This is a genomic window from Actinoallomurus acaciae, assembly GCF_042429965.1.
Classification (GTDB): domain Bacteria; phylum Actinomycetota; class Actinomycetes; order Streptosporangiales; family Streptosporangiaceae; genus Actinoallomurus; species Actinoallomurus acaciae.
In genome coordinates this window covers 1-20,726 of record NZ_JBHLZP010000020.1, presented here as the reverse complement: position 1 = coordinate 20,726, position 20,726 = coordinate 1, and the positions used below count along the sequence as shown (strand labels likewise).

General features: G+C 68.6%; 24 protein-coding genes and 1 riboswitch. Of the genes, 11 read left to right on the top strand and 13 right to left on the bottom strand.

Features of this window, described 5'->3' with window-relative positions; translation table 11 throughout:
- Nucleotides 1-6: 6 nt before the first annotated feature.
- The 7 genes from ACFFNX_RS04930 to ACFFNX_RS04900 form a co-directional block, all read right to left on the bottom strand.
- Nucleotides 7-648, bottom strand: coding sequence for an acetate uptake transporter (locus ACFFNX_RS04930; RefSeq protein ID WP_378195809.1), 642 nt, complete (start codon nt 646-648; stop codon nt 7-9).
- Nucleotides 649-1,000: 352 nt separating this feature from the next.
- Nucleotides 1,001-1,066: riboswitch (Fluoride riboswitch) on the bottom strand.
- A gap of 47 nt (nt 1,067-1,113) precedes the next feature.
- Nucleotides 1,114-1,545, bottom strand: a complete 432-nt coding sequence (locus tag ACFFNX_RS04925; protein ID WP_378195806.1) for a hypothetical protein — start codon at nt 1,543-1,545, stop codon at nt 1,114-1,116.
- The gene (locus ACFFNX_RS04920) at nt 1,542-2,852 is read right to left on the bottom strand and encodes a DUF58 domain-containing protein (RefSeq protein WP_378195803.1); all 1,311 of its coding nucleotides are present in this window, start codon (nt 2,850-2,852) and stop codon (nt 1,542-1,544) included. Before ACFFNX_RS04920 ends, ACFFNX_RS04925 begins: the two co-directional genes overlap by 4 nt.
- Nucleotides 2,849-3,823 carry an AAA family ATPase gene (locus ACFFNX_RS04915; protein ID WP_378195800.1) on the bottom strand — a complete coding sequence of 325 codons (975 nt, stop codon included), beginning with the start codon at nt 3,821-3,823 and terminating at the stop codon, nt 2,849-2,851. The genes ACFFNX_RS04920 and ACFFNX_RS04915 overlap by 4 nt, the downstream gene beginning before the upstream one ends.
- The gene (locus ACFFNX_RS04910) at nt 3,820-4,299 is read right to left on the bottom strand and encodes a hypothetical protein (RefSeq protein WP_378195797.1); all 480 of its coding nucleotides are present in this window, start codon (nt 4,297-4,299) and stop codon (nt 3,820-3,822) included. The genes ACFFNX_RS04915 and ACFFNX_RS04910 overlap by 4 nt, the downstream gene beginning before the upstream one ends.
- Nucleotides 4,296-5,156: a DUF4129 domain-containing protein gene (locus ACFFNX_RS04905; RefSeq protein WP_378195855.1), complete on the bottom strand. Its 861-nt coding sequence runs from the start codon at nt 5,154-5,156 to the stop codon at nt 4,296-4,298. The genes ACFFNX_RS04910 and ACFFNX_RS04905 overlap by 4 nt, the downstream gene beginning before the upstream one ends.
- Before the next feature lie 212 nt (nt 5,157-5,368).
- On the bottom strand, nt 5,369-6,160 hold the full coding sequence (locus tag ACFFNX_RS04900) for a PP2C family protein-serine/threonine phosphatase (protein WP_378195794.1): 792 nt from the start codon (nt 6,158-6,160) through the stop codon (nt 5,369-5,371).
- A 242-nt stretch (nt 6,161-6,402) separates the two neighbouring features.
- Here ACFFNX_RS04900 and ACFFNX_RS04895 point away from each other — a divergent pair, with 242 nt between their 5' ends.
- The 4 genes from ACFFNX_RS04895 (at nt 6,403) to ACFFNX_RS04880 (ending at nt 9,264) form a co-directional block, all read left to right on the top strand.
- Nucleotides 6,403-7,320 (top strand): RNA polymerase sigma-70 factor, encoded by a 918-nt coding sequence (locus ACFFNX_RS04895; protein ID WP_378195790.1) that lies wholly within the window; start codon nt 6,403-6,405, stop codon nt 7,318-7,320.
- Nucleotides 7,321-7,364: 44 nt separating this feature from the next.
- The gene (locus ACFFNX_RS04890; RefSeq protein ID WP_378195787.1) at nt 7,365-8,135 is read left to right on the top strand and encodes an SDR family oxidoreductase; all 771 of its coding nucleotides are present in this window, start codon (nt 7,365-7,367) and stop codon (nt 8,133-8,135) included.
- Nucleotides 8,132-8,557, top strand: a complete 426-nt coding sequence (locus tag ACFFNX_RS04885; protein WP_378195784.1) for a hypothetical protein — start codon at nt 8,132-8,134, stop codon at nt 8,555-8,557. Before ACFFNX_RS04890 ends, ACFFNX_RS04885 begins: the two co-directional genes overlap by 4 nt.
- Before the next feature lie 176 nt (nt 8,558-8,733).
- Nucleotides 8,734-9,264 (top strand): hypothetical protein, encoded by a 531-nt coding sequence (locus ACFFNX_RS04880; RefSeq protein WP_378195781.1) that lies wholly within the window; start codon nt 8,734-8,736, stop codon nt 9,262-9,264.
- Here ACFFNX_RS04880 and ACFFNX_RS04875 read toward each other — a convergent pair.
- Both ACFFNX_RS04875 and ACFFNX_RS04870 read right to left on the bottom strand, forming a co-directional pair.
- Nucleotides 9,224-9,541 (bottom strand): hypothetical protein, encoded by a 318-nt coding sequence (locus tag ACFFNX_RS04875; RefSeq protein WP_378195778.1) that lies wholly within the window; start codon nt 9,539-9,541, stop codon nt 9,224-9,226. The genes ACFFNX_RS04880 and ACFFNX_RS04875 overlap by 41 nt on opposite strands.
- A 169-nt stretch (nt 9,542-9,710) precedes the next feature.
- Nucleotides 9,711-11,126 carry a DEAD/DEAH box helicase gene (locus tag ACFFNX_RS04870; protein ID WP_378195775.1) on the bottom strand — a complete coding sequence of 472 codons (1,416 nt, stop codon included), beginning with the start codon at nt 11,124-11,126 and terminating at the stop codon, nt 9,711-9,713.
- A 1,214-nt stretch (nt 11,127-12,340) separates the two neighbouring features.
- Here ACFFNX_RS04870 and ACFFNX_RS04865 point away from each other — a divergent pair.
- Nucleotides 12,341-12,670 (top strand): MerR family transcriptional regulator, encoded by a 330-nt coding sequence (locus tag ACFFNX_RS04865; RefSeq protein ID WP_378195772.1) that lies wholly within the window; start codon nt 12,341-12,343, stop codon nt 12,668-12,670.
- A gap of 117 nt (nt 12,671-12,787) precedes the next feature.
- Here ACFFNX_RS04865 and ACFFNX_RS04860 read toward each other — a convergent pair whose 3' ends face one another.
- The gene (locus tag ACFFNX_RS04860) at nt 12,788-13,660 is read right to left on the bottom strand and encodes a helix-turn-helix domain-containing protein (protein ID WP_378195769.1); all 873 of its coding nucleotides are present in this window, start codon (nt 13,658-13,660) and stop codon (nt 12,788-12,790) included.
- A gap of 143 nt (nt 13,661-13,803) precedes the next feature.
- Here ACFFNX_RS04860 and ACFFNX_RS04855 point away from each other — a divergent pair, with 143 nt between their 5' ends.
- The 5 genes from ACFFNX_RS04855 to ACFFNX_RS04835 all read left to right on the top strand — a co-directional run bounded on the left by ACFFNX_RS04855 (nt 13,804) and on the right by ACFFNX_RS04835 (nt 17,178).
- A complete protein-coding gene (locus ACFFNX_RS04855; RefSeq protein WP_378195766.1) occupies nt 13,804-15,234 on the top strand; it encodes an MDR family MFS transporter in 1,431 nt (476 codons plus the stop codon).
- A 129-nt stretch (nt 15,235-15,363) separates the two neighbouring features.
- On the top strand, nt 15,364-15,744 hold the full coding sequence (locus ACFFNX_RS04850; RefSeq protein ID WP_378195763.1) for a site-specific integrase: 381 nt from the start codon (nt 15,364-15,366) through the stop codon (nt 15,742-15,744).
- A 41-nt stretch (nt 15,745-15,785) separates the two neighbouring features.
- Nucleotides 15,786-16,100, top strand: coding sequence for a hypothetical protein (locus ACFFNX_RS04845; protein ID WP_378195760.1), 315 nt, complete (start codon nt 15,786-15,788; stop codon nt 16,098-16,100).
- 104 nt (nt 16,101-16,204) lie between these two features.
- Nucleotides 16,205-16,522 (top strand): hypothetical protein, encoded by a 318-nt coding sequence (locus ACFFNX_RS04840; protein ID WP_378195757.1) that lies wholly within the window; start codon nt 16,205-16,207, stop codon nt 16,520-16,522.
- A 41-nt stretch (nt 16,523-16,563) separates the two neighbouring features.
- Nucleotides 16,564-17,178 carry a hypothetical protein gene (locus ACFFNX_RS04835; RefSeq protein ID WP_378195754.1) on the top strand — a complete coding sequence of 205 codons (615 nt, stop codon included), beginning with the start codon at nt 16,564-16,566 and terminating at the stop codon, nt 17,176-17,178.
- Between the two features lie 519 nt (nt 17,179-17,697).
- On the opposite strand, the gene ACFFNX_RS04830 is transcribed toward ACFFNX_RS04835, so the two are convergent.
- On the bottom strand, nt 17,698-18,444 hold the full coding sequence (locus ACFFNX_RS04830; RefSeq protein ID WP_378195751.1) for an SDR family NAD(P)-dependent oxidoreductase: 747 nt from the start codon (nt 18,442-18,444) through the stop codon (nt 17,698-17,700).
- Between the two features lie 17 nt (nt 18,445-18,461).
- Nucleotides 18,462-18,833, bottom strand: a complete 372-nt coding sequence (locus ACFFNX_RS04825; RefSeq protein WP_378195748.1) for a VOC family protein — start codon at nt 18,831-18,833, stop codon at nt 18,462-18,464.
- Between the two features lie 62 nt (nt 18,834-18,895).
- On the opposite strand from ACFFNX_RS04825, the gene ACFFNX_RS04820 reads away from it, so the two are divergent.
- Nucleotides 18,896-19,384: a MarR family winged helix-turn-helix transcriptional regulator gene (locus ACFFNX_RS04820; protein WP_378195745.1), complete on the top strand. Its 489-nt coding sequence runs from the start codon at nt 18,896-18,898 to the stop codon at nt 19,382-19,384.
- Nucleotides 19,385-19,752: 368 nt separating this feature from the next.
- On the opposite strand, the gene ACFFNX_RS04815 is transcribed toward ACFFNX_RS04820, so the two are convergent.
- Nucleotides 19,753-20,532 carry an SDR family NAD(P)-dependent oxidoreductase gene (locus tag ACFFNX_RS04815; RefSeq protein ID WP_378195742.1) on the bottom strand — a complete coding sequence of 260 codons (780 nt, stop codon included), beginning with the start codon at nt 20,530-20,532 and terminating at the stop codon, nt 19,753-19,755.
- Nucleotides 20,533-20,726: the final 194 nt, after the last annotated feature.

Here is a 20,726-nt window from a genome sequence, read left to right as displayed (position 1 = left end):
CGGGGTCTACGACCCCGGCTTCGGCTTGAGGGGCATGACGGGGAGCACCGTCCTGCCGAACGTGCTGGCGATGATGTCGGCCGCAGCGTGGTACCAGGCCAGGACCGCGAAGACCAGCGTCACCCAGCCACCGGCCTTTGTCGCTCCCGTGTAGCCACCGCCGATACCGATCGCCAAAAGTACGAGCCCGATGAAGATCAGCGCGATGATGGCGACCAGCACCGCGTCGGTGCGGAGTGATGCGATGAGGAAGAAGAAGGACAGTACCGCGAACATCGCCAGGAAAAGACTCAGCGCCGAATCCAGGTTGGCCGCTGGAATGTCATGAGAGAACAGGGTCTGGATCGCCCCGTAGATGACCCAGAACGGGCCATATGAGCCGAAGACGACCGCGCCGAAGAGATTGCCGCGGGTAATTTCGAGTACGGCGACCAGTATCTGAATAAGCCCGCCGAAGAAGAACGCGACCGGAAGGACGATCGAAGCTCCTTTGGCATCGAGCAGCCCGGCGTTGTACATGCCGAGCATGAACGAGGTCGTCGCGAACGCGGTGACCGCCCATGCGCCGGGATCGGCCATCCCAGGGCGAGGGTTCAGTGTCGGTTCATCGTTGGATTGTCCTGCCGAAGGGCCGTTCGTGGTGGCCATGCCATCTCTCCTTCTTCGGTTGCGTGCGGACTCCCCTTATTAACCCCCGTCGTCACTGCAATCGGGTATTCATGCAATGTCGGCCGACTCGGCGAGACGAGCCGAGCCGAGTGTTGTCGCGCCCAGATGCCGTGGCTTCGCTCGGCCATCGCGGAGAAGCGCACGCAGGCGTTGACAAGTTGCAGGTGCGGTCAGTACCTGAAGCGCGTGGGAAGGCAATTCTTGGCCCAGGGCACAGTCCCCAGCAGCGGCGCATTCCCCGCAGAAGGGCCGGGCACGGTTTGGATGCTTCTAGCGGCCCGCGCAATTGACTTACTTCGACGACGTCGTAAGCGCGCAAGGCGGCCTCCATAAACTCCTAGAGGCCATCAGCGCCACGACGACGCGGTTGATGGCGAGCCTCATCGCCACCGAGTACGGTAACTCGTATCGGAGTGAGGCGCCATACCCTTTGTGGCGGGGCCGTTACCGGCGGGGCGGTACGGCGAGTGCGTAGGCGACCGCGATCGCGGTCAGGCCCATGAGGACCAGGCCTGTGCTCGGCACGGTCGGCAGGAGTAGCGCGAGCGCGACGGTTCCACTGCCGGCCGAACCGGTGGCGAGCGCGGGCAGGACGAACCGGAACGGCCGCGACTCGCCGACCGTCTCCACGGACAGCAGATAGCTGAAGATCAACAGCCCTTCGCCCAAGACCGCCGAGACGCCGCCCCCGCCTGTCGCGGTCGCGAGCGTCGCCATCGCCGCCGCCGTGACCGCGGCTGGGGATCGGGTGCGTTCGGGCAGGGTCAGCAACACCGCCGGCACGCCCACCATGACCGCTGGGCGGGCCCATCCGGAGGCGAGGACCGCGGCGGCACCCAGCATCGCCAGGCCGATCACCACGGTGAGGGCCTTCATCGACGCCTCCGGGGGACCGCAAGACGCCGGCGGGGGCTGAACGCCGCGTCGAGGGGTTCGCGGATGGTGGTGATGCCGACCTCGGCGAGGTCGCGTCGCAGGACGGTTCGGTCGATTCGCCACAGCCGTAGCGCGAGCATGTCGAGCCTTGAGCGGGGCCGGGCCGGTGGCTCCCGGTCGAGGACGTCGATGACCAGCACCGGGTTGCCTCGTCGCCGCAGGCCGAGGATCGCATCGATGACGCCCTCGTCCAGGAGCGGGGAGAACACGATGACGAGCGCTTGGGGCGGAAGCGCGACACGAGGCACACGGTCGGGGTCGGGAGGCAACTGGCTGTGCAGGCGGCGCAGGTCCAGGACGCACTCGGCGATGCGGTAGAACTGACGCTCTGCGCTGCCCGGGGCGAGCCAGCGGACCTGACCGCCCAGGCCGACGACGCCGACACGGTCGCCGCGGCGCAGGTAGGCGGAGGCGACCGCGGTCGCCCCGCGTACGGACGCGTCCAGGGTGCCGGCTCCCGGCGGCCCGATCTCGGTCCGGGCGTCGATGACCACGACGATGTCGGCCTGTCGTTCGGCGGCACGGGTCGTGACGTGAAGGCGCCCCCGGTGGCCGCTGGCCTTCCAGTTGATGTCCCGTAGCCGGTCGCCGGCCAGGTACGGGCGGATGCCGGCGAACTCGACGCCCGCTCCCTCGGCGCGGCTGACGTGTTCGCCGATCCAGCGGGGCAGGTCGGGCGGCAGGAGCGCCGGCCGGACTCGGGGACCGCGGGGAAAGACGACGAGTTCGCCGGCGGGCAGGTCCAGCCGGGCCTGCCACATCCGGTGGCCATGCCGGCACTCGATCCGTACCCGCCCGATGGGATGCCGTCCCCATCGCGTGGGCCGCAACCTCCACCGCGTCTCAGCCCGGCCGGGGGAGTCTCGTCCTTGCCGTGGTGCCGGTGAGCCGATCGTGATGACGTCGGACGGTCGTAGCCCGAGTGTGATCACATCGAGGTCGCCGGGGGAGACGGCGACGACGGTCAGGTCGACGTCCTCGTCCTCGAAGCAGCGGCGTGCCGTGACCGTGATGTGCACCTGGATCTCGCCCGGGCGCATGAGGGTGTGCCCGGCGGCCAGCGCACACAGCAGCGGCGCGGCGAGCAGCAGCGCTGTGGCGTTCCGGAAGGCGATCGCGGCCAGCAGCGCGAGCAACGCCATGGTGGCGAGGCGACGTGCGTGCGGTGAGGGCCGCCAGGCGAGGGCGTGCCGATCGCGATGGCCGTTCGTCTCCGCTCTCCGGGGCGGGCTCCCGCGCATGCTCATGGGGAGGTTCTCGGTACGGGAGCGCGGTCGAGGATCTCGGTGATGACGTCCTTACCGGTGACCTGCCGTACCCACATCTCGGGACGCAGCACGAGCCGGTGGGCCAGCGCGGGGACGGCGATCGCCTTGACGTCTTCGGGGAGGACGTAGTCGCGGTGGTCGAGCATGGCGTGGCCGCGGGCGAGCTGAACGGTGGCCAGGGTGCCGCGTGCGCTGGCGCCGACCGTCACGTGCGGATGGGCCCGGGTCGCGGCGACGAGGTCGACGACGTAGCGGATCACGTCCGGGTCCACGTGGACTCGCTCGATGCCGGCGCGCATCGCCACCACCTGTTCGGCGTCGACGATCTGGGACAGTATGGGAGGAACCGCGCCGTCGCGGAGCCGACGTTCGACCATGGCGGCCTCATCGCGGGGCGGCAGGTGGCCGAGCCGGACCCGTATCGTGAACCGGTCGAGCTGGGCTTCGGGGAGCGGGTAGGTGCCTTCGTACTCGATCGGGTTGTCCGTGGCGAGCACGATGAACGGGTGTGGGAGCGGCCGGGTCACCCCGTCGATGCTGATCTGCTGCTCGGCCATCGCCTCCAGCAGCGCCGCCTGAGTCTTCGGCGGTGTCCGGTTGATCTCGTCGGCGAGCAGGAACTGGGTGAAGACCGGGCCGGGCCGGAAGACGACGCCTCCGGTCCGCGGGTCGTAGACCGGCGCGCCGGTCAGGTCGGCGGGCAGCATGTCCGGCGTGAACTGGACACGGGTGAAGTCCAGCCCGAGGACGGTGGCGAACGACTTGGCCATCAGGGTTTTGCCGAGCCCGGGGAGATCCTCGATGAGCACGTGGCCGGATGCCAGGATGGCCAGCAGGACGAGACCGGCCGCATCGCGTTGGGCGACGACGGCGCGATCGATCTGGTCAAGGATCTCCTCACAGTGCCGGGCCGTCTCAGCCGGGTCCATCACGTCCGTGGGCGCGGTCACAGCGTCTCCAGCCGGTCGGCGATGCGGGCCAAGGTGACCATGTCGACGCCGGGCGCGTCACTGTCAGAAGACGCGGGCCGGCTCGGGTCGAGCAGCGGCCAGAGTTCCTCGCCGAGCAGTTCCCGGGCGCGCTCGGGAGATCGTGCCGGATCCAGGCCGTATCGGTCGGCGAGCCTGGCTGTCAGCAGACGCTGAAGCAGCGGACGCGTGGACAGGTCGTAGTGCCGCGCCGAGACGTCGGCCCACCCGAGCGCGCTGTGGATTCGACGGTAGCCCGGGAAGGCACGGGCGAGGTCCCGGGCCGGTCGGCGACGTGGCGGTGACACAGCGGGCGGACCTCCCGGCACGACGGCCCGCAGGATGAGCAGGCTCAACGCGGTCAGCCCCGCACAGGCGACGATCAGTCCCTCTCGATTCGCGAGCATCCACGCGGTGGCCAGGCAGCAGACCGCCCCAAGGGCGAGCAGAGCCCTCATGACGCGGCGTCCAGATCGCGCCGCAGCCGCGACAGAGCGGCCCGGGCCGCGCGTCGATGCTCCTCGCCGATCGGGTGGGGGCTGTAGCGGGCCTCCCGGAACAGGTGGGTCAACGTCGCGGCGGCCTCGGAGCGTACCAATCCGGCGGAGGCCGCCCGGTCCAGGACGTCGGCCGGGGTGTCGGCGTCGGCGGGCGCGGCACCGGATCGGGCGAGCACGCGCTCCATCGCCGTATAACAGGCGATCACCGCCGCCCGTGGAACGTCTGCCCTGTCCAGCGCCTGCTCTGCCGCGACAACGGCCGGGACCAGCGGATGCCGTCGCCGAGGCGACACGACGGCCCCTGCCGCGGCGGGCCGCCGCGAGAGGATCAGGAGAACGACCGCGGCGACCATCGCCAGAGACGCGGCCACCACCGGCAGCAGTGCGGGACTCGTCGATGCGCCCCGGCCCGGCGGAGACGGCGCGCGGGACGACGCCGGGCCATGCGACCACCCCAGATGGTCGTGGAACGATGCGCCGTACGGCGCCGCGGCCAGGAGTCCGAGGGGAATCGCGAGTACGGCCAGCGCGAGCACCAGCCCCACCAGCCGAGCGAGGCGACCGTGTGGCGGCTCGACCACGATCCGCCACCCGACCGGCCTGCGCTGCGGACGCCGCCAGATCATGGCGATACCCGCGATGACCGCGATGGCCGCGCCGACCTCAAGCGCCGCGACGACCACCAGAACCGAGACCGACGGCGGGTGTGCGGCCGTGGACGGCAACCGATGAAGGCCCCGCCAGGCACGAAGGCCGACGACCCCTACCCCGAGCAACAGCGCGACCGCCCCGGTACGGGCGTCGATGGCACGCATCGATGGCACGGCACCTCCCTGACCTCGCGTCAGGGACCGTCAGCGGTCGTGCCGCAGTTCGCAGGTGAGCCCCATCACCTCTGTAACCCGTCCATTGTGCCCCATCGCCTCTTGCGGCCGGCGCGTGATCTCGCCCACCTGAGAAGTCGACGAGCCGGTGAACACGGCACTGCTGCGCCCGCTTCTGCCGGAACACGGCTCTTCGCAGCTCTTCACCGGCCCGCGCTACCGACGAGCGTCGGCAGGGGCGATACCGGCGGGACGCCGTCGTCCTCGATCGCGTCGGCGACGATGACGGTGATGTTGCCGGGGCCGCCGTACCGGTTGGCCTGCTCCATGAGCCGGGCGACGGCGTGGCGAGGGTCGGGTGAGGTCGCCAGCACCGCGAGCAACATCTCGGGCGCCACAGGTCCGGTCAATCCGTCGGAGCACAGCAGGTAACGGTTGCCCGGCAGAGCGAGATGCAGGCTCAAGTCGGGGATCTGGTCGATCTCCCCGTCCAGGACACGGATCAAGCGCTTGCCATGTCTGGCAGGGTGGCCGAACTCGGTGGAGAGCAGGCGTTCGAAGGTGTGGTCCTCGGTGAGTTGCTCAAGGCAGCAGTCATGAAGCAGGTAGGCACGGCAGTCGCCGATGTGAGCGAGCGCCAGATGGGAGCCGGACCGCAGCATCGCGGTCAGCGTGGTACCCATCCCGGTCAGTGCGGGATCGGCTGCGACACGCCGGGCGATCGCCTCGTTCGCCCGGCTGACGCCTTCACCGAGTACCCGGGTGAGCGCAGACACCGGTACGTCGGTGTCGGCCGAGGCGAGACTCGAGATCACGGTGGAGCTGGCGATCTCACCGGCCGCGCGTCCGCCCATTCCGTCGGCGACGGCCAGCAGCCGCGGGCTGGCGTACCCGGAATCCTCATTGATCGTGCGGATCTGCCCGGTATCGGAGGCCGCGGCGTAGTCGAATGTAAGCGCGTCGGCGGACGTGGCATGAGGAGCGATGGGGTACATGACGGCCTCCTACCTGGATGAGGTAGGGACCGTTGGCGGCGTGTCCGCGGTCGGCGGCGAGTCCCTCCGCCGTCCTTCACCTCAAGGTTACTGCGACTTCGCCCTCGACGGCGAGCGGCTCACACGCGTCTGCTGCGAAGAACCACTGGTGATCTCCGGCGAGCCCGCGTTCGGCGCGCACCGTCGCGTTGGTGGATCAAGCCGACGCGTGATCGGCCGCCGTACCCTGTCATGCTTGCCGTATGTCGGCAGAGGCGGTCGAGATATTCGAGCGGCACCGGGCGCGACTGCTCGGCCTGGCGTATCGGATGCTCGGTTCGGCCGCCGAGGCCGAGGACATCGTTCAAGAAGCGTTCCTGCGGTGGCACCACACCGAACCCGGCTCCGTCGAGGTGCCGTCGGCGTGGTTGGCCAAGGTCGTGACGAACCTCTGCCTGAACCGGCTCGACTCCGCACGCAGTCGCCGAGAGCGATATGTCGGGACGTGGTTGCCCGAGCCGGTGCTGACGCCGGACGGCGCGTTGGGGCCGTTGGAGACGGTCGAGCAACGTGACACGGTGTCGTATGCGTTCCTCGTGCTCGCCGAGCGGCTCACCCCGAGCGAACGGGCGGTGTTCGTGCTGCGCGAGGCGTTCGGCTACAGCCACCGTGAGGTGGCCGAGTTGGTCGAGCTGTCAGAGTCGAACTGCCGGCAGCTGCATCGCCGTGCGAAGAAGCGGTTGGCCGACGCCGGGCTGCCGCGGTCCGTGGCCGATCGGCCCGACCACCGCGCACTGGTGGAGCGGTTTCTCGTCGCCGCCCAGAACGGTGATCTCGCCGGCCTCGAGCGGATGCTCGCCGAGGACGTCAGCTCGGTCGCCGACGGTGGCGGTCTGCCAGGCGTGGCGCGGCGGCCCTTGAAGGGCGCGGTGCGGGTCGCGCGGTATCTGGCCGCGACGGTGAGCCGAAGCGTCGAGAGTGTGACGGCGTCCATCCAGGAGGTCAACGGCGCACCCGCAGTACTCGGCCGGCTCGGTACGGCGCTGGTCGGCGTACTCGTCCTGGAGATCGTGGGCGAGCGGGTCACCGCCGTCCGGATAGTGGCCAACCCGGACAAGCTCCGCTTTCTCGGGGACCAGGCGGCGCGGTTGTCACGTTCACCGGAGGTATCCGGTTCCTAGTAGCGGAAGACGACGTCTCGAGCCATGACGGAACGGAGCAGTGAATGACGACAACGGTTCTGGTCACCGGCGGTACCGGGCGGCTCGGCCGCACTCTCGTACCGCGGCTGGCCGACGCCGGCCACGGGGTGCGCGTGCTGACGCGCAGGAGGCGCGAGCCGGCCGCCTGGGAGTGGGCGGTCGGTGATCTGCGCACCGGAAGCGGACTCGCCGAGGCGGTCACCGGCGCACAGGCGATCATCCATCTGGCCACGACCAACGGGCGCGGTGACGTGGCCGCGACGCGCAACCTGCTCGAAGCGGCGGCGCCGGGGAGACCACACCTGGTGTACGTGTCGATCGTCGGAATCGAGGACGTCGCACTCGGCTACTATCGCGCGAAGCTGGCCTGCGAGCGGCTGATCGAGGAGTCCGGGCTGCCGTGGACGATCCTGCGCACGACGCAGTTCCACGACCTGATCACCGCGATATGCGATGCCCAGCGCAGGCTGCCGGTGACCATGATGCCGTCGAAAGTGAGCTTCCAGCCGATCGACGTCACCGAGGTCACCGATCGGCTCGTCGGCATCGCCGCGGCACCGGCCGCGGGACGGGTGCCCGAGCTCGGCGGACCGCAGGTGCGTGACGCGGCCGAACTGGCCCGCACCTACCTCCGGGCGATCGGCCGCCGCCGCGCGGTGTGGTCGGTTCCCCTGCCGGGCAGGGCGATACGGGACTACCGTGCGGGCAACCACCTCACTCGGGAGCGCGCGGTCGGACGGATCACGTTCGACGAGTTCGTCGCCGGGATCGCGCGCGAGCGGAGCGGCCGATGAGCCGGTGGCCGCGTGCCGGAGTCGGATTTCTCGCCGCGAGCCAAGCCGTCGTCGGCACCTGGGCGTTGTTCTTCCCGGTGAGCTTCTTCTCGCTCGAAGTCGTCGGCATGGGCATGGCCTACAACGAGCATCTGATGCGCGACTACGGCGCCATGACTCTCGCCAGCGCGGTGGTGCTCGGCGCCGCAACCGTTTACCCGCGACAGATGCTGACGGTCGTCGCACTCGCCATGTACCTGACGTGGGCGGTTCCGCACTTCGTGGTGCACCTGACGATGCTCGACCACCTGGCGTCATCGACCGGCGCGATGCTGATCACGGCGCTCGTGCTCGCGATCGCCCTGGCGGCCGCACTGCTGGTGCTCGCAGTGTCACACGGCCGCAGGCGTAGCCCTCGTAGACGAGGAACCGTTCCTTCTTGACCATCAGCATCGCGTCCCCATGCAGAGTCCACGTGAGCACAGAGGGCGAGCAGCAGCACCAGCACGAAGATGATCACGAACGCCATCAGGGGAGATCACGGTCGGAAGCGATCACGACCACTGGCCACCGACGAGCAAAAGCATCAGTCGCGGCGACGCAGAGCAGGAGGAGAACCATGGAGCAACATCAGCCCATCCTCCCCAGAACGAATCTGGCGGGCATCACCATCACCGCCCTGTGGCGTCTGGTCGCCGTTTCCGCGGACGGTGCCATACCGCTGCGGGGCACACTGGTGCTGGAGACCCCCGAGGGCTGTTTCCTCCTTTTCTACGCCCAGGAAGGTTTCACCATCAGTGGCCCATCGCCGCGCTCGGCCCTCCGCTGGCCCGCCGAGCCCGACCTGTCCATGGACGACCGCGGCGCCGAGGAATGGCTCGAATTCGGCACGCTGGAGGACTCCACGATCTCGCCCTTTCCACTGCCCGTCCGAACGATGCGAACATGGACCGCTCAAGGCGACTACCTGGCTGCCGTCGCATTGTCCTTTTCAGACGGCACGACCGAGCTCGTCGTCACCACCACCGACTCCTTCGATCTGGAGTGCGTAGACCGCGCCACTGCCACGGCCTATGTCGCCGCGGTCGCCGAGAACCTGGGCCTACCGGTCAGGCACGCCGTATTCTCCGCCGACCGGCCACCTCGCTGATCGCGTGGCTACGCATGACGGCCAGGATCGGGGGCGTCCGGCACAGGTTCGGACCGTTCGGTGGTGGCGGACCAGCCGACGATCGCCCAGAGAACACGCCCACGACGTAGACCACCCCGGACCAGGTGGCGACGTGGGTGAAGTCGGCGACCCACCGCTGGTCGGGGCGAGCCGCCGTGAAGTCCCGTTGCAGCAGGTCGGTGGCCCGTACGTGACCGTCGTCACGTACGGTCGCGCGGAGCTTCTTGCCGCGGCGGACGCCCCGCTCGCGCGTCACAGCCGGGCGGCCGTACAGCGGGCCACGACGATGCCCTCACCCACGGCCGACGAGGCCGCGGCCGCGGCGGGTACAGGGATCCCGCCGACGCCCGCCTTGGGATTGACCGGGGCGAGACGAGGCACGGGGCCGGCGCGAAGTTCTTCGGCTGCCTGCCCCGTGAACGACTTCAGGAGCCGGCGGAGTGGGTCACCGCGACGCGCGGGGAGCGGCGGTTCTTCGCGCGGCGACGGCCCGGCGCGGGGCGGCTGTTCCGGGGGCCTGCGGCGGCCGGAGCGGGCAAGACGACGGGGATGCCGGAGGGCGTGCGGGCGCCGGTGATGCGGCCGAGTTCGGCATCGCCGGACCGTACCCGCGTGGACTGCGGCGTGATGCCGGCGGTGGCCATCATCCGGTCCATTTCGCGGCGCTGGCTGGGGAGTACCAGGGTGACCACGGTGCCGGACTCGCCGGCGCGGGCGGTACGGCCGCCCCGGTGCAGGTAGTCCTTGTGGTCGTTGGGCGGATCAACGTTGACGACCAGGTCCAGTCCGTCGATGTGGATGCCGCGCGCGGCGACGTTGGTGGCGACCAGCACGGTGACGTCCCCGGCGCGGAACTGCTCCAGCGTGCGGTTGCGCTGCGGCTGGGACTTGCCTCCGTGGAGTGCGGCGGCGCGTACACCTCCGGTGAGGAGCTTGCGGGCCAGCCGATCGGCGGCGTGCTTCATGTCGACGAACATGATGACGCGGCCGTCGCGGGCGGCGATGTGCGCGGTCGTGTCGTGCTTGTCCGCCTCCGTGACCTGCAGCAGGTGGTGTTCCATGGTGGTGACCGCCCCGGCCGAGGGGTCGACCGAGTGGGTCACCGGATCGGTGAGGAAACGGCGGACCAGACGGTCGACGTTGCGGTCCAGGGTCGCGGAGAACAGCATCCGCTGGCCGTCCGGGGCCACCTGGTCCAGCAGCGCGGTGACCTGCGGCAGAAAACCCATGTCGGCCATTTGGTCCGCCTCGTCCAAGACGGTGATGCGTACGTGGTCCAACCGGCAGGCACCTCGGTTGATCAGGTCCGCGAGCCGCCCCGGGGTCGCGACCAGGATCTCCGCGCCCTGTTTGAGGGCGGTGGCCTGCCGCGAGATCGATACGCCGCCGACGACGGTGGCCGATCGAAGGCCGACGGACTTGGCGTAGGGGGCGAGCGCGTCGGTGACCTGCTGGGCCAGTTCCCGGGTGGGGACGAGCACCAGGGCCAGCGGCCTACGCGGCTCGGCGCGCCGGCCGGTGCTTCGAGCGAGCATCGCCAGCCCGAACGCGAGGGTCTTCCCGGACCCCGTACGGCCGCGGCCGAGGACATCGCGGCCGTTGAGCGCGTCCGGAAGGGTCGAGGCCTGGATGGGGAACGGTTCCGTCACGCCCTGCCGGGTCAATGTGGACAACAGGGCCGCCGGCATTTCCAGGTCGGCGAACGAGGTGGCCGGGGGGAGGGGAGGCGTTGAGCTCTCGGGGAGCGCGAAGTCGTTCTGCCGCCGGGCGGCCGGTTGACGCGAAGCCCTGGTACGGGAGTGGGAGGAGCGATTGTGGGACGTACGGGTGGGATGGGTCATGCGTAAGCCTTCCTGAGACGGCTCGTTTCGAGGAAGGCCCCGCAGCGCGTGGCTTTGAAGCAATCGCAAGAACGAACCAAAGTGAGCCGCGAAGCAGCGCCGAGGCCGAAGAGGAACGGCGTCAAGACGGCCGATGCCCGTCGCGGAAGGGCGTCTGAGGGCCGGGCTCAGATGGGGCTGCACCAGCGTGCGCCCGGGGCAGGGGCCCGCGTGGCGGATCTTCGCCGCGCGGCCGTACCTGGACGACAGCCATTGTTATCTAGAGACGAAAATTCTAAGACCAGCAGGCCAGGGCTCAAAACTTTTGCATGGGCCCTACGGTGCCGGTGGCCATGTCTTTTCCTTCCGGGGCGTTGACGGGGCCTGCGCTCTGCGGGCCTCACGTCGCTGTAATGACCCCCCCGGATGAGTCCGGTAAAATAAAATGCGCCTGTGGTTGGTACCAGTAGGCGCACATAAATTCTATGGGAACCACAACTGCAACCAGATCAGGCTACCACCGATAGATGGGGCGAGCAAACGCTGGCGAGGATGGATGCCTGGTATGTCCCGGAAAGCGAATGGCGCGGAGATTCGCGTGCGTAAGGCGCTCACGTAGTCGAGATCGGCAAGGCGAACGGCGGCTCCGTGCCCATCGTGTCGCGGGCCGGCGGGACCGCCCGGCTCCCCGGCCCCGGCCTGGGGTTGCGTGTCTTGAACCTCATGAAGCAGAAAATCTACTGTGGCTGGGGTAGAAAACCGATGCAGGACGGGGTAGTGTTCCTGGTGTTGCAAGCGAAGAGGACATCGCAGAGACACGGGAGATGACGAACTGCCCGTGAGATGAAGAGCATGACGCCAGGTGCGCCGGGGCTGATCAAGGGACGTGGCTCCGGGCGGTGGTGATCAGGCCGTCGGACGCGCTGGGATGAGGTTCGCAGGTCCCAGAAGGTCACGGCCGGCAAGGAAAGGTAAGAAGAAGATCAGAGGAGAAGGGGAGGATCTTACGCCGTCGGATCGCCCGCTACAGGCTGTGTTTCGCCGGGCGGGTACCGCAGTCCCATCCGAACGAGAGGTGGTCTTCGGTCACGCATACGCGATCCCCGCACTATCTGCCCTTTCGGGCCATTGGTGCGGATACGACAAGCCGGCGTCATTGCCGGTAGATGGTGTTGATTCCTAAACCCTGGGCCCCGGTGCTACGGCACCGGGGCCCTCATGATGTGGAAGGTGCGATGGATCCAGCCCGGCAGCCCGCGTCCGACAAGGTGCCCGACAAATTCGATGACGATGACTACCCCGCCTACACCATGGGCCGTGCCGCGGAGATGCTCGGCACGACGCCGGGATTCCTGCGCAGCCTGGACGAGGCGAAGCTGATCACGCCGCAACGCTCGGCCGGTGGTCACCGCCGCTACTCCCGCTACCAGCTCCGCCTGGCCGCCCGCGCCCGCGAACTCCTCGATGAGGGCATCAGCCTGGACGCCGCCTGCCGCATCATCATCCTCGAAGACCAGCTCCAAGAAGCACAACAGCTCAACGCCGAGATGCGCCAGGGCCGCTGAGTACGCCGAGGTCCGCCACCGAACCGCGCGGGCTACGGGGGTTCGCAGCCCGGTCCGACGCCTTGATCATCGACGGGCCCCATTCGCCCTGCGGTCCTCGGTAGCGGCGCATACCGGCTACCGGAGTTGGGGCAGGTAGGTGCCGGGGGTCTGGCCGGTGACCCGGCGGAACGCGGCGATGAACGCGCTGGGTTTGCGATAGCCGACTGCTCGGGCGGTGGCGTTGACCGATGTGCCGCCGGCCAGCATCGGGATGGCGGCGCGGATGCGGACTTGGGTGCGCCAGGTGGCGAAGGTGAGCCCGGTCTCGGCGCGGAACAGCCGCGACAGGGTGCGGACACCGGCATGGACGTGATCGGCCCAGGCCGTGAGTTCGCGCTGGTCGGCCGGGTGGGCGATGAGCTGTTCGGCGATCGTACGGGCTCGCGGGTCGGCGGGCATCGTGACGTGGATGTGATGCGCGGGCAGCGGGGTGAGCAGCTCGAACATGAGCGCCTCGGCGGCCGGACGGCTGTGGTCGTCGGGAGCGACGCGGTGCAGGTGGGTGATGATCTCGCCCAGCAGCGACCCGACCGCGAAGCAGGTGGGTCCGGTCCAGGTGATGGGGCAGCGGTCGGCGGCGAAGGTGATGGTCAACATTTCGCCCGCGTGCAGCACGGCGCCGGCGTGCTCGATGTCGCCGGGCACCCAGAGCCCGTAGCCGGGCGGGATCAGCCAGTCACGACGGGCGACGGTCCCCATCAGCGTCGCGGTCGAACTCCACGTGAGCATCGGTTCCGGGTGCGAGTGCAGATGCAGCAGTTCGTGGTCCTGGGCGGTGTCGCGGTCGATGCACAGGATGGGCGACGCCGCCGGCCCCGCCGTCGTCGAAGACGCTTCCGCGCGTGCCGAGTCCGTAGTGCCCGTTGGCCGGGACTCCTCCGGCGAACCGCTCGCGGTCCGCCCCACCACGTTGGCCGATTCGGGGTATCGGTTGGCCTCTACGCGCACAGCCGCCAGCCTAACTTAGGCATGGCTAACTTGAGGAGCGCGTGACTGATGAACGACGTGATGATTCGAGGCCGAGGGCCTGGTGAAGCGGTACGGACCGACCTAAGTGGTAGCTGGGAACGCGAGTTGAGGGCGGTGCGGGCATGACCGCCTCCGCTGAGCCGTTCTCGCCTGGTCTACGCCGATCGGTGGGGGTGGTGATGATCGGCGCGTCGCTGTCCTTTCTGGACTCGACGGTCGTCAACGTCGCCGTGCACACCCTCTCGGTCGACCTGCACGCCGGACTGGGGACGGTGCAGTGGGTGGTGACCGCCTACCTGCTCGCGCTCGCGGCGGTCATCCCCGTGACCGGCTGGGCGGCCCGTAGGTTCGGCGCCGCCCGGCTGTATGTCGCCGCGCTGGTGGTGTTCACCGTCGGGTCGGCGTTGTGTGCGTGCTCGCAGAGCGTAGGCATGCTGATCGCCTCCCGCGCGCTGCAAGGCGTCGGCGGCGGGGCGATCATGCCGGTCGGCACGATGATCTGGACCGCGCAGTCCTCCAAGGCGCAGATGGGGCGGGTGATGAGCCTGATCGCGGTGCCGATCGTGCTCGCCCCGACGCTCGGACCCACCATCGGCGGTCTGCTCATCCAGGGCATCGACTGGCGCGCGATCTTCTGGCTCAACGTCCCCGTCGGCGTCGTCGGTGTCGTGCTCGCTCTACGGCTCCTGCCTTTGGGAAAGGGAGGCGATGCGGGACGGCTGGATGTGACCGGCCTGATCCTGGCCTCCGCCGGGATCGTGGGCATCACCTACGGCCTGGCGGAACTCGGCGCCGCGGCCGGGCTGGACACGGCCGCCGTCGTTGCGCTGCCGGTCGGACTGGCCGCCCTGGCCGGCTTTGTCGTGCACGCCGTACGGGCGACGCGGCCGCTGCTGGACCTCAGGCTGTACGCCGGCCGAGCGTTCACCGCCGCGTCGGTCGCCACGTTCGCACTCGGTGCCGCGAATTACGGCGGGATGATCCTCATGCCGCTGTACTTCCAGACCGTCCGCGGCGAGGACGTCATCCTGGCCGGGCTCCTGGTCGCACCGACCGGACTCGGTGCGTTGCTCGCGGCGCCGCTCACCGACCGCCACGGCGCCGGGATCACCGCCTTCACGGGCGCCGCCATTTTGGCGGCCTCGACCATCCCGTTCGCGTTCCTGACCGCCACCACCCCCTACACCCTGCTGTGCCTCGTCATGGTCATCAGAGGCGTCGGGTTCGGCCTGTCGATCATCCCGGCGATGACCGCCGCCTACCGCGCCCTACCGCCGAACAAGATCCCCGACGCCACCCCGCAGCTGAACGTCCTCCAACGCGTAGGCGGCGCGATCGGCACCGCCGTACTCACCGTCATCCTCGACGACCAACTCCGCCACCACCCGACGCCCACCGGACAGGCCGGCGGATTCGGGACCACGTTCCTATGGGTGCTCGCGATCACGATCGCCGCCGCCATCCCGACCCTCCTGCTCGCCCACACCGAACACCACGCCCACCGCCGCGCCAACACGCCCAAGCTCGAAGAGCCCGCCGACGCCGGCCACTGACCGGCCCGCCCCGGCAAAGTCGGAGGCCGGGTCCACTTGGTTCTCAGCCAGCTGTTGGCGGTGTGGCGCACGCATACGGAGATGTACGTGCGGGGTGGTTGCAGGATCCGCCGGTTTCGGCCCTCGACCGTGTCCCGGCGGCTGTCGGTGGTGGCCGGTTTCTACCGGGCCTGCGTGATCGACGGGATACTCGAGCACTCGACGGCCGACCATGTCCGACGCCCTACTGTCCCACTCGAATCGTCCACGCTCGGACTGTCACATCTGCAGTTCGAGGCACTGCTTTCCGCCGTACGCGTCTCGGCCGACCCCGACGACTTCGCGCTGGTCGGACTGCTAGGGCGGGCCTTCGAAGCCACCGGCGCCGACATCGACGACCTGGGCGAGGAGCGCGGCCACCGGGTCCTACGCGTGGTCGGCGAGGCACCCGGAACGTGCTCGTTGGAGACATTGAAGATCGGTGTGTGCGAAAGTCAGTGTTTTGCCGGATATGTCGCTTCGGTGTCGTAATGGAGAGTGACGGCAATCTGCCGTTCTGCGGAGGACGTCACATGGGAACCGTGGTCCAGGCCGCTGCCGTCCAGGATCTGCCCGAGCCGACCAGCTACCGGGGCCAGCATTTGGTCGACCTGCCGATCGACGACGATGCCTGGCTGCGCTCCCAAGGGGGCAGCCACTGGCTGGCCCCGACGGTCGACCCCGGTCTCGCCGGAGTGTGCTGGGAGCATCCGCTGAACGATCAGAGCGGCGTCGCGGTCAAGGACGTGGTGATCCCGATCGACTTCGGAGAGCCGGTTCCGCAGGCGCTCAATGACTGCTACCTCTATTTCAAGCTGAGCGCCACGGTGGAAGCGGACAACGCATGAAAGGGAACCAGTCGGTCACCCCGACCCGGAAGATCCTCAGTACCTCGGCGGTATCGCGAGGCGAAACAGACCTCCTTTCCACGAGGGCCTTGAGACCCGGCGTCGTGCTCGCCACTCCGATCGGCACGGGCGCGCAGACGGTCGAACTGAAGATCACTAGGGATGACCGCGACATCACCAACACCGAGCGGTTCGACCGCCGAAGGTCCGCCTACGTCGCGGTGGTCGGCGAACGCCTGACGCTCAGCGCGCGGCCGGTCCCAGATGGTGCCAAGATCGACCAGATCAGCTGGACCGTCACCGGCAATCCAGTCCAGAACTACGCGACTACGGTGGAACGTGCGGCCATCGTCGACCTGCCATCCCGTACTCCGACTCCACCATCAGTTTCGACTGGCTGCACGCCGGTAACCACACTGTAACGGTTCGTGCTCGGGTCGACGGCCGTTCCACCTCTACCCAGGTGACCTTCACGATCATGGCGCCGAAGGTGGTCGGGTCAGGCGTCAGGCTCGTCCAGCCGCGATTCGGGGTGAACGTGCACCCTTCCGTCCCGGATGGGCTTTCCCTGTCCCTGTACAACATGGCAGGCACCACAGTGCAGGAAAGAGTGGGCAGCTTCATCTGGGCGAAGGTGAAGCCTCCGGCTTACCAGCTCGGCACAGATTCCCAGCCACTATGGCTGCCCTTCGGCCAGAAACCGGACACCGAGCCGTTCAGAGCTCGCAGAGTAAAGCGTCTGGAAGAGGCCGCAGACGTCCAAGAGGTCTGGATGGACGACAGCCCCTATAACAGGGTCGCCGACGAATACACGAAGGTCACGGTAGACCAGCAGTTCCGCTCATACCTCTGTTACAAACCAGACGGCCCCGACGCGATCTGGGCTCCTCTCCTGAGATTCGACTGGCTCTGGGCCGCCGTCGTCCAGAGAACCGACCTGGACGACGCCCGAACCCTCTGGCGACAAGAACTCGCGGCCACCGACCCGCCATTCGGAGGGCCAGGCCTCTCCGGCCACCCCGCCACCGAACTCCCAACCTGGACGAAGAACCTCGAGAAAGACCTCGCCGTCCAGTAATCGGGACGAACCTGGCGTGGGCAACCTGGTACGGCCTCCACCCTGGTCAGGCCGTCGCCGTTCATCCAGGTCGGCTTACCGCCGTCGTCGGCCTGGACGCGCTCCGCTCGCGCCGGTCCCGCCATGAAAAGGCCATCCCTATCCCACGCTTTGGCCTACCTGCGGCATTAGCGGAACGGCTGGGCCAAGAACCATCGGTGCCGGACCTGACCAGTGTCGTATCCACCGAAACGCACGCTCATGCCGCGAAGCATGCGGTGACGCACGCCTGATGGTGTAACTCTCCGTCAGCTTTCACACCGGCTTAAGGCCAAGCGCCCCAAGTCCCCGGCGAGCGCGCGGTGGGTGCAACTGGCGAACGCTTATCTGACTGCGCGGACATCTGGCGGTCGGCCTGGCGTCGTGGCGGAACCGCTGAGCGCGAAGGGGTCTCCTACCTCCTTGGTCAGCGTCTCGCTGCCGGATCTCTCTTATTGCCTTTGCGGTGCGTCCCGCGCCGACTCGCTCCGGGACTCGTGGTCAAACTGCTCGTCGCCCCCCGTCCACATCGAGAACGGCGCCCTGCACGAAGGTGGAGGGGCCGACAGCGAGGTAGGCGATCGCGTCCGCGATCTCCTCCGCCGAGGCCGGCCGACCGGCCGGTGCGGGCGCAGCGAGCGCGTCGAGGTTACCGCCCATCGCGTCGGTGCCCTCGGTGCGGGTCGGCCCCGGACTGACGGCGTTCACCCGCACGCCCCGCGGCCCGTATTCCGCGGCCCATGACTTGGTGAGCAGTTCAAGCGCTGCTTTCGAAGAGCCGTAAAGCGCCATGTACTGAACGCCGAAACCGGCGACCATCGAAGTCACGTTCACAATCGACCCGAAGCGACGTGTGGCCATCCTGGGGGCGAGCTCGGCCACCAGGAAGTACGGCGCCCTCACGTTGACGGCGTAGGCAAGGTCGAACTGCGCATCGCTGGTGACCCCGGTGGGGCCGAACGGGCAAAGACCGGCGTTGTTGACCAGGATGTCGACACGGTCGTCGGTGAGTTCGATCGCCCGCTGGGCCAGCGCGCGGACGCCGTCGACATCGTCGAGCTCTGCCGGGACGAAGTCGGCACGGCCACCGTCATCGCGTATCCGGTCAACGACAGCGGAGCCACGAGAGCGATCGCGGCCGGTCACGATGACATGCATGCCGGCGCGGGCGAGTTCGAACGCCGTCGCGCGGCCGATACCGCTGGTCGCGCCTGTCACCAGCGCGGCCCGGCAATGGAGCTTTTCCATGCCTGTTCCGACCTTTCCTATGCGCGGCTGTGCAGCGTGACGGCGTAACCATCGGGGTCGCGGAAGGTGAACATCGGTCCGAAGGGGCTGAGTGTCGGTGGTGCCACGATGGGGACCCCGGACTCGGCGAGCCGGTCATGAGCCTGTTGGACGTCGTCGACTTCCAGCCACAGCACCACACCCGCTCCTGGTGACGGCTGGGCGGCCGCCGGGTCGAAGCCCGCGAGTGGCTCCCTGACCGCGAAAGGAATGGGTGAGGTGTCGAAGACGACGGCGTGCGGGGGCCCACCTTGAGTCCGCGCGAGGCCGAGTCGGGTCTCGTAGAAGGCGGCCGACACCTGGAGGTCGGCGACCTGGATCGCGATGAAAGTGGGGCCGGTGATGTGCATGGTGTCCTCACGCTTGGTATCAGGGTCCTGATATAGCGATCGTATGTCAGGATCCTGATACCATGCAAGGCGTGAACAGGCGAGCCTTGAACGAGGACCTCGGCTACGTGCTGAAACAGGCGCAGATGGCACTGCACGCCGCGATGGACGGCGTCCTGCGCCCCTGCGGGCTGACGGTGTCGCAATACTCGTGTCTGGAGCTCCTCCACCGCGTACCAGAGCAGACGAACGCGCAGCTCGCGAGGGGTGTATTCGTGACGGCGCAGTCGATGAACGACGTGCTGCGCGGTCTGCAGCGACGTGGTCTCGTGGAGCGGTCTGCCGTCGCGGCGAGTGGGCGATCGCGTCCGGCTCACCTCACGGCGCGCGGACGGCAAGCGGTTCTCGAGGCACGGCAAGCGCTCGAACCAGTACAACTCGTCATGGAAGCGATCACGCAGGCCCCCGAACATTCGCAGCTGCTCAACAGCCTGCGCGCAATCGTGATCGCCTTTGAGGGAGACGTTCCAGCGACAGAGAAAACGACACCGACAACCGACGGAGACTCTTGACACCGGGGCTTCTTGATCATGGGGAGTCGCCGGTGAGCGACCCCGGTTGGACCATCAGGTGCCTCGCGGCCACCGGTCAGGGCGGTTGACCTAGGGGTTTCCTGCGGTGGTGGTCGAGTGGCCGGCAGTATCGCGGCGCTGATCGAGCAGATGGCACGGGAGAACCCCGGCTGGGGCTACAAGCGGATCCAGGGGGAGTCGCTCGGCCACGGGATCCGCAGACGCTTCAACACCCGCCACACCCGGAAGCCCCGATCCGCCCGCGCCGCGGCGCAGCCGTTCGACGTGGCGGCGCGCTCCCCCCGGGATGCGCGGTCACCATGTCCTGCGCGAGTTCGAAGCCTTCTCGTGACGGCGAGGCCCGGCGCTCAGGTGGCGCTGCCCAGCTTGGCGAGACGGCCGCCGTCGATGGTGAAGCAGGAGCCGACGACGGCGCGGGCGTCATCGCTCAGCAAGTAGAGGACCAGTGACGCCGTCTCGGTGGGGTCGATCAGGCGACCCAGCGGATGCAGGCGGCCGATGCCCGCCAGAGCCTCCTCCGGGTCGTCGTGGCCGGCGACGGCGTTCTCCAGCAACGGTGTGCGCATAGAGCCGGGCGCGACGCAGTTGACGCGGATCCCGTCGGCGATGTGGTCGAGCGCCATCATCTTGGTGAGCGCCACGACGGCGGCCTTCGACGCGGCGTACCCGGCCGAGCCTGGACCGGCGGCGAAGGCGAACACCGACGACACGTTGACGATGGCGCCACCGCCGGCGGCACGCATGTGCGGGATCGCGTGCCTGCCCAGCAGGAAGCAGCTCTTGACGTTGGTGGTGAACAGCAGGTCCCACTGCTCCTCGGGCAGGTCGGTGACCGCACCCGTTCGGAACACCCCGGCGGCGTGCGCGAGCAGGTCGAGCCGGCCGTAGGAGGTCACGAGCTCGGCGACGGCGTGTTCCACGTCGGAGCCGACGCCGATGTCCGCCTCGATCGGCAAGGCTCGGCCGCCCGCCCGCTCGACCATGCTCACCGTCTCGCGCAGCGCGCCGGTGTCGCGTCCGACGACGCCGACCGCCGCTCCCTCGGCGGCCAGGCCGTACGCGATCGCACGGCCGACTCCGCCCGAGGCGCCGGTGACCAGTGCGACCTTGCCGTTGAAGCGGCTCACGACGCCCTACCTTCTTGATCGGGCTGAGCGAGCCATTCGTAGGGTTGGCTCGCCCAGGGGTGCCGGGTGTGGCTTTCATGACGCTGCCGAACGTGTGGTTCCGGAGGCTTGGCCGCCCGGCACCCCCAGGACGACTCGGCCGCTGATTGGGATGTGCGAGCAGATCGCTGTGCAGGGCCACGACGGCGAGGTCG

Excerpts from the sequence above, each read along its gene's own strand:
- ACFFNX_RS04865 (WP_378195772.1), top strand. The coding sequence starts at position 12,341 with ATGGATCCAGCCCGGCAGCCCGCGTCCGACAAGGTGCCCGACAAATTC.
- ACFFNX_RS04880 (WP_378195781.1), top strand. The coding sequence starts at position 8,734 with ATGGAGCAACATCAGCCCATCCTCCCCAGAACGAATCTGGCGGGCATC.
- ACFFNX_RS04845 (WP_378195760.1), top strand. The coding sequence starts at position 15,786 with ATGGGAACCGTGGTCCAGGCCGCTGCCGTCCAGGATCTGCCCGAGCCG.
- ACFFNX_RS04930 (WP_378195809.1), bottom strand. The coding sequence starts at position 648 with ATGGCCACCACGAACGGCCCTTCGGCAGGACAATCCAACGATGAACCG.
- ACFFNX_RS04920 (WP_378195803.1), bottom strand. The coding sequence starts at position 2,852 with ATGAGCATGCGCGGGAGCCCGCCCCGGAGAGCGGAGACGAACGGCCAT.
- ACFFNX_RS04855 (WP_378195766.1), top strand. The coding sequence starts at position 13,804 with ATGACCGCCTCCGCTGAGCCGTTCTCGCCTGGTCTACGCCGATCGGTG.
- ACFFNX_RS04910 (WP_378195797.1), bottom strand. The coding sequence starts at position 4,299 with ATGAGGGCTCTGCTCGCCCTTGGGGCGGTCTGCTGCCTGGCCACCGCG.
- ACFFNX_RS04820 (WP_378195745.1), top strand. The coding sequence starts at position 18,896 with ATGCAAGGCGTGAACAGGCGAGCCTTGAACGAGGACCTCGGCTACGTG.
- ACFFNX_RS04905 (WP_378195855.1), bottom strand. The coding sequence starts at position 5,156 with ATGCGTGCCATCGACGCCCGTACCGGGGCGGTCGCGCTGTTGCTCGGG.
- ACFFNX_RS04890 (WP_378195787.1), top strand. The coding sequence starts at position 7,365 with ATGACGACAACGGTTCTGGTCACCGGCGGTACCGGGCGGCTCGGCCGC.
- ACFFNX_RS04825 (WP_378195748.1), bottom strand. The coding sequence starts at position 18,833 with ATGCACATCACCGGCCCCACTTTCATCGCGATCCAGGTCGCCGACCTC.
- ACFFNX_RS04900 (WP_378195794.1), bottom strand. The coding sequence starts at position 6,160 with ATGTACCCCATCGCTCCTCATGCCACGTCCGCCGACGCGCTTACATTC.
- ACFFNX_RS04895 (WP_378195790.1), top strand. The coding sequence starts at position 6,403 with ATGTCGGCAGAGGCGGTCGAGATATTCGAGCGGCACCGGGCGCGACTG.
- ACFFNX_RS04925 (WP_378195806.1), bottom strand. The coding sequence starts at position 1,545 with ATGAAGGCCCTCACCGTGGTGATCGGCCTGGCGATGCTGGGTGCCGCC.
- ACFFNX_RS04885 (WP_378195784.1), top strand. The coding sequence starts at position 8,132 with ATGAGCCGGTGGCCGCGTGCCGGAGTCGGATTTCTCGCCGCGAGCCAA.
- ACFFNX_RS04870 (WP_378195775.1), bottom strand. The coding sequence starts at position 11,126 with ATGACCCATCCCACCCGTACGTCCCACAATCGCTCCTCCCACTCCCGT.
- ACFFNX_RS04830 (WP_378195751.1), bottom strand. The coding sequence starts at position 18,444 with ATGGAAAAGCTCCATTGCCGGGCCGCGCTGGTGACAGGCGCGACCAGC.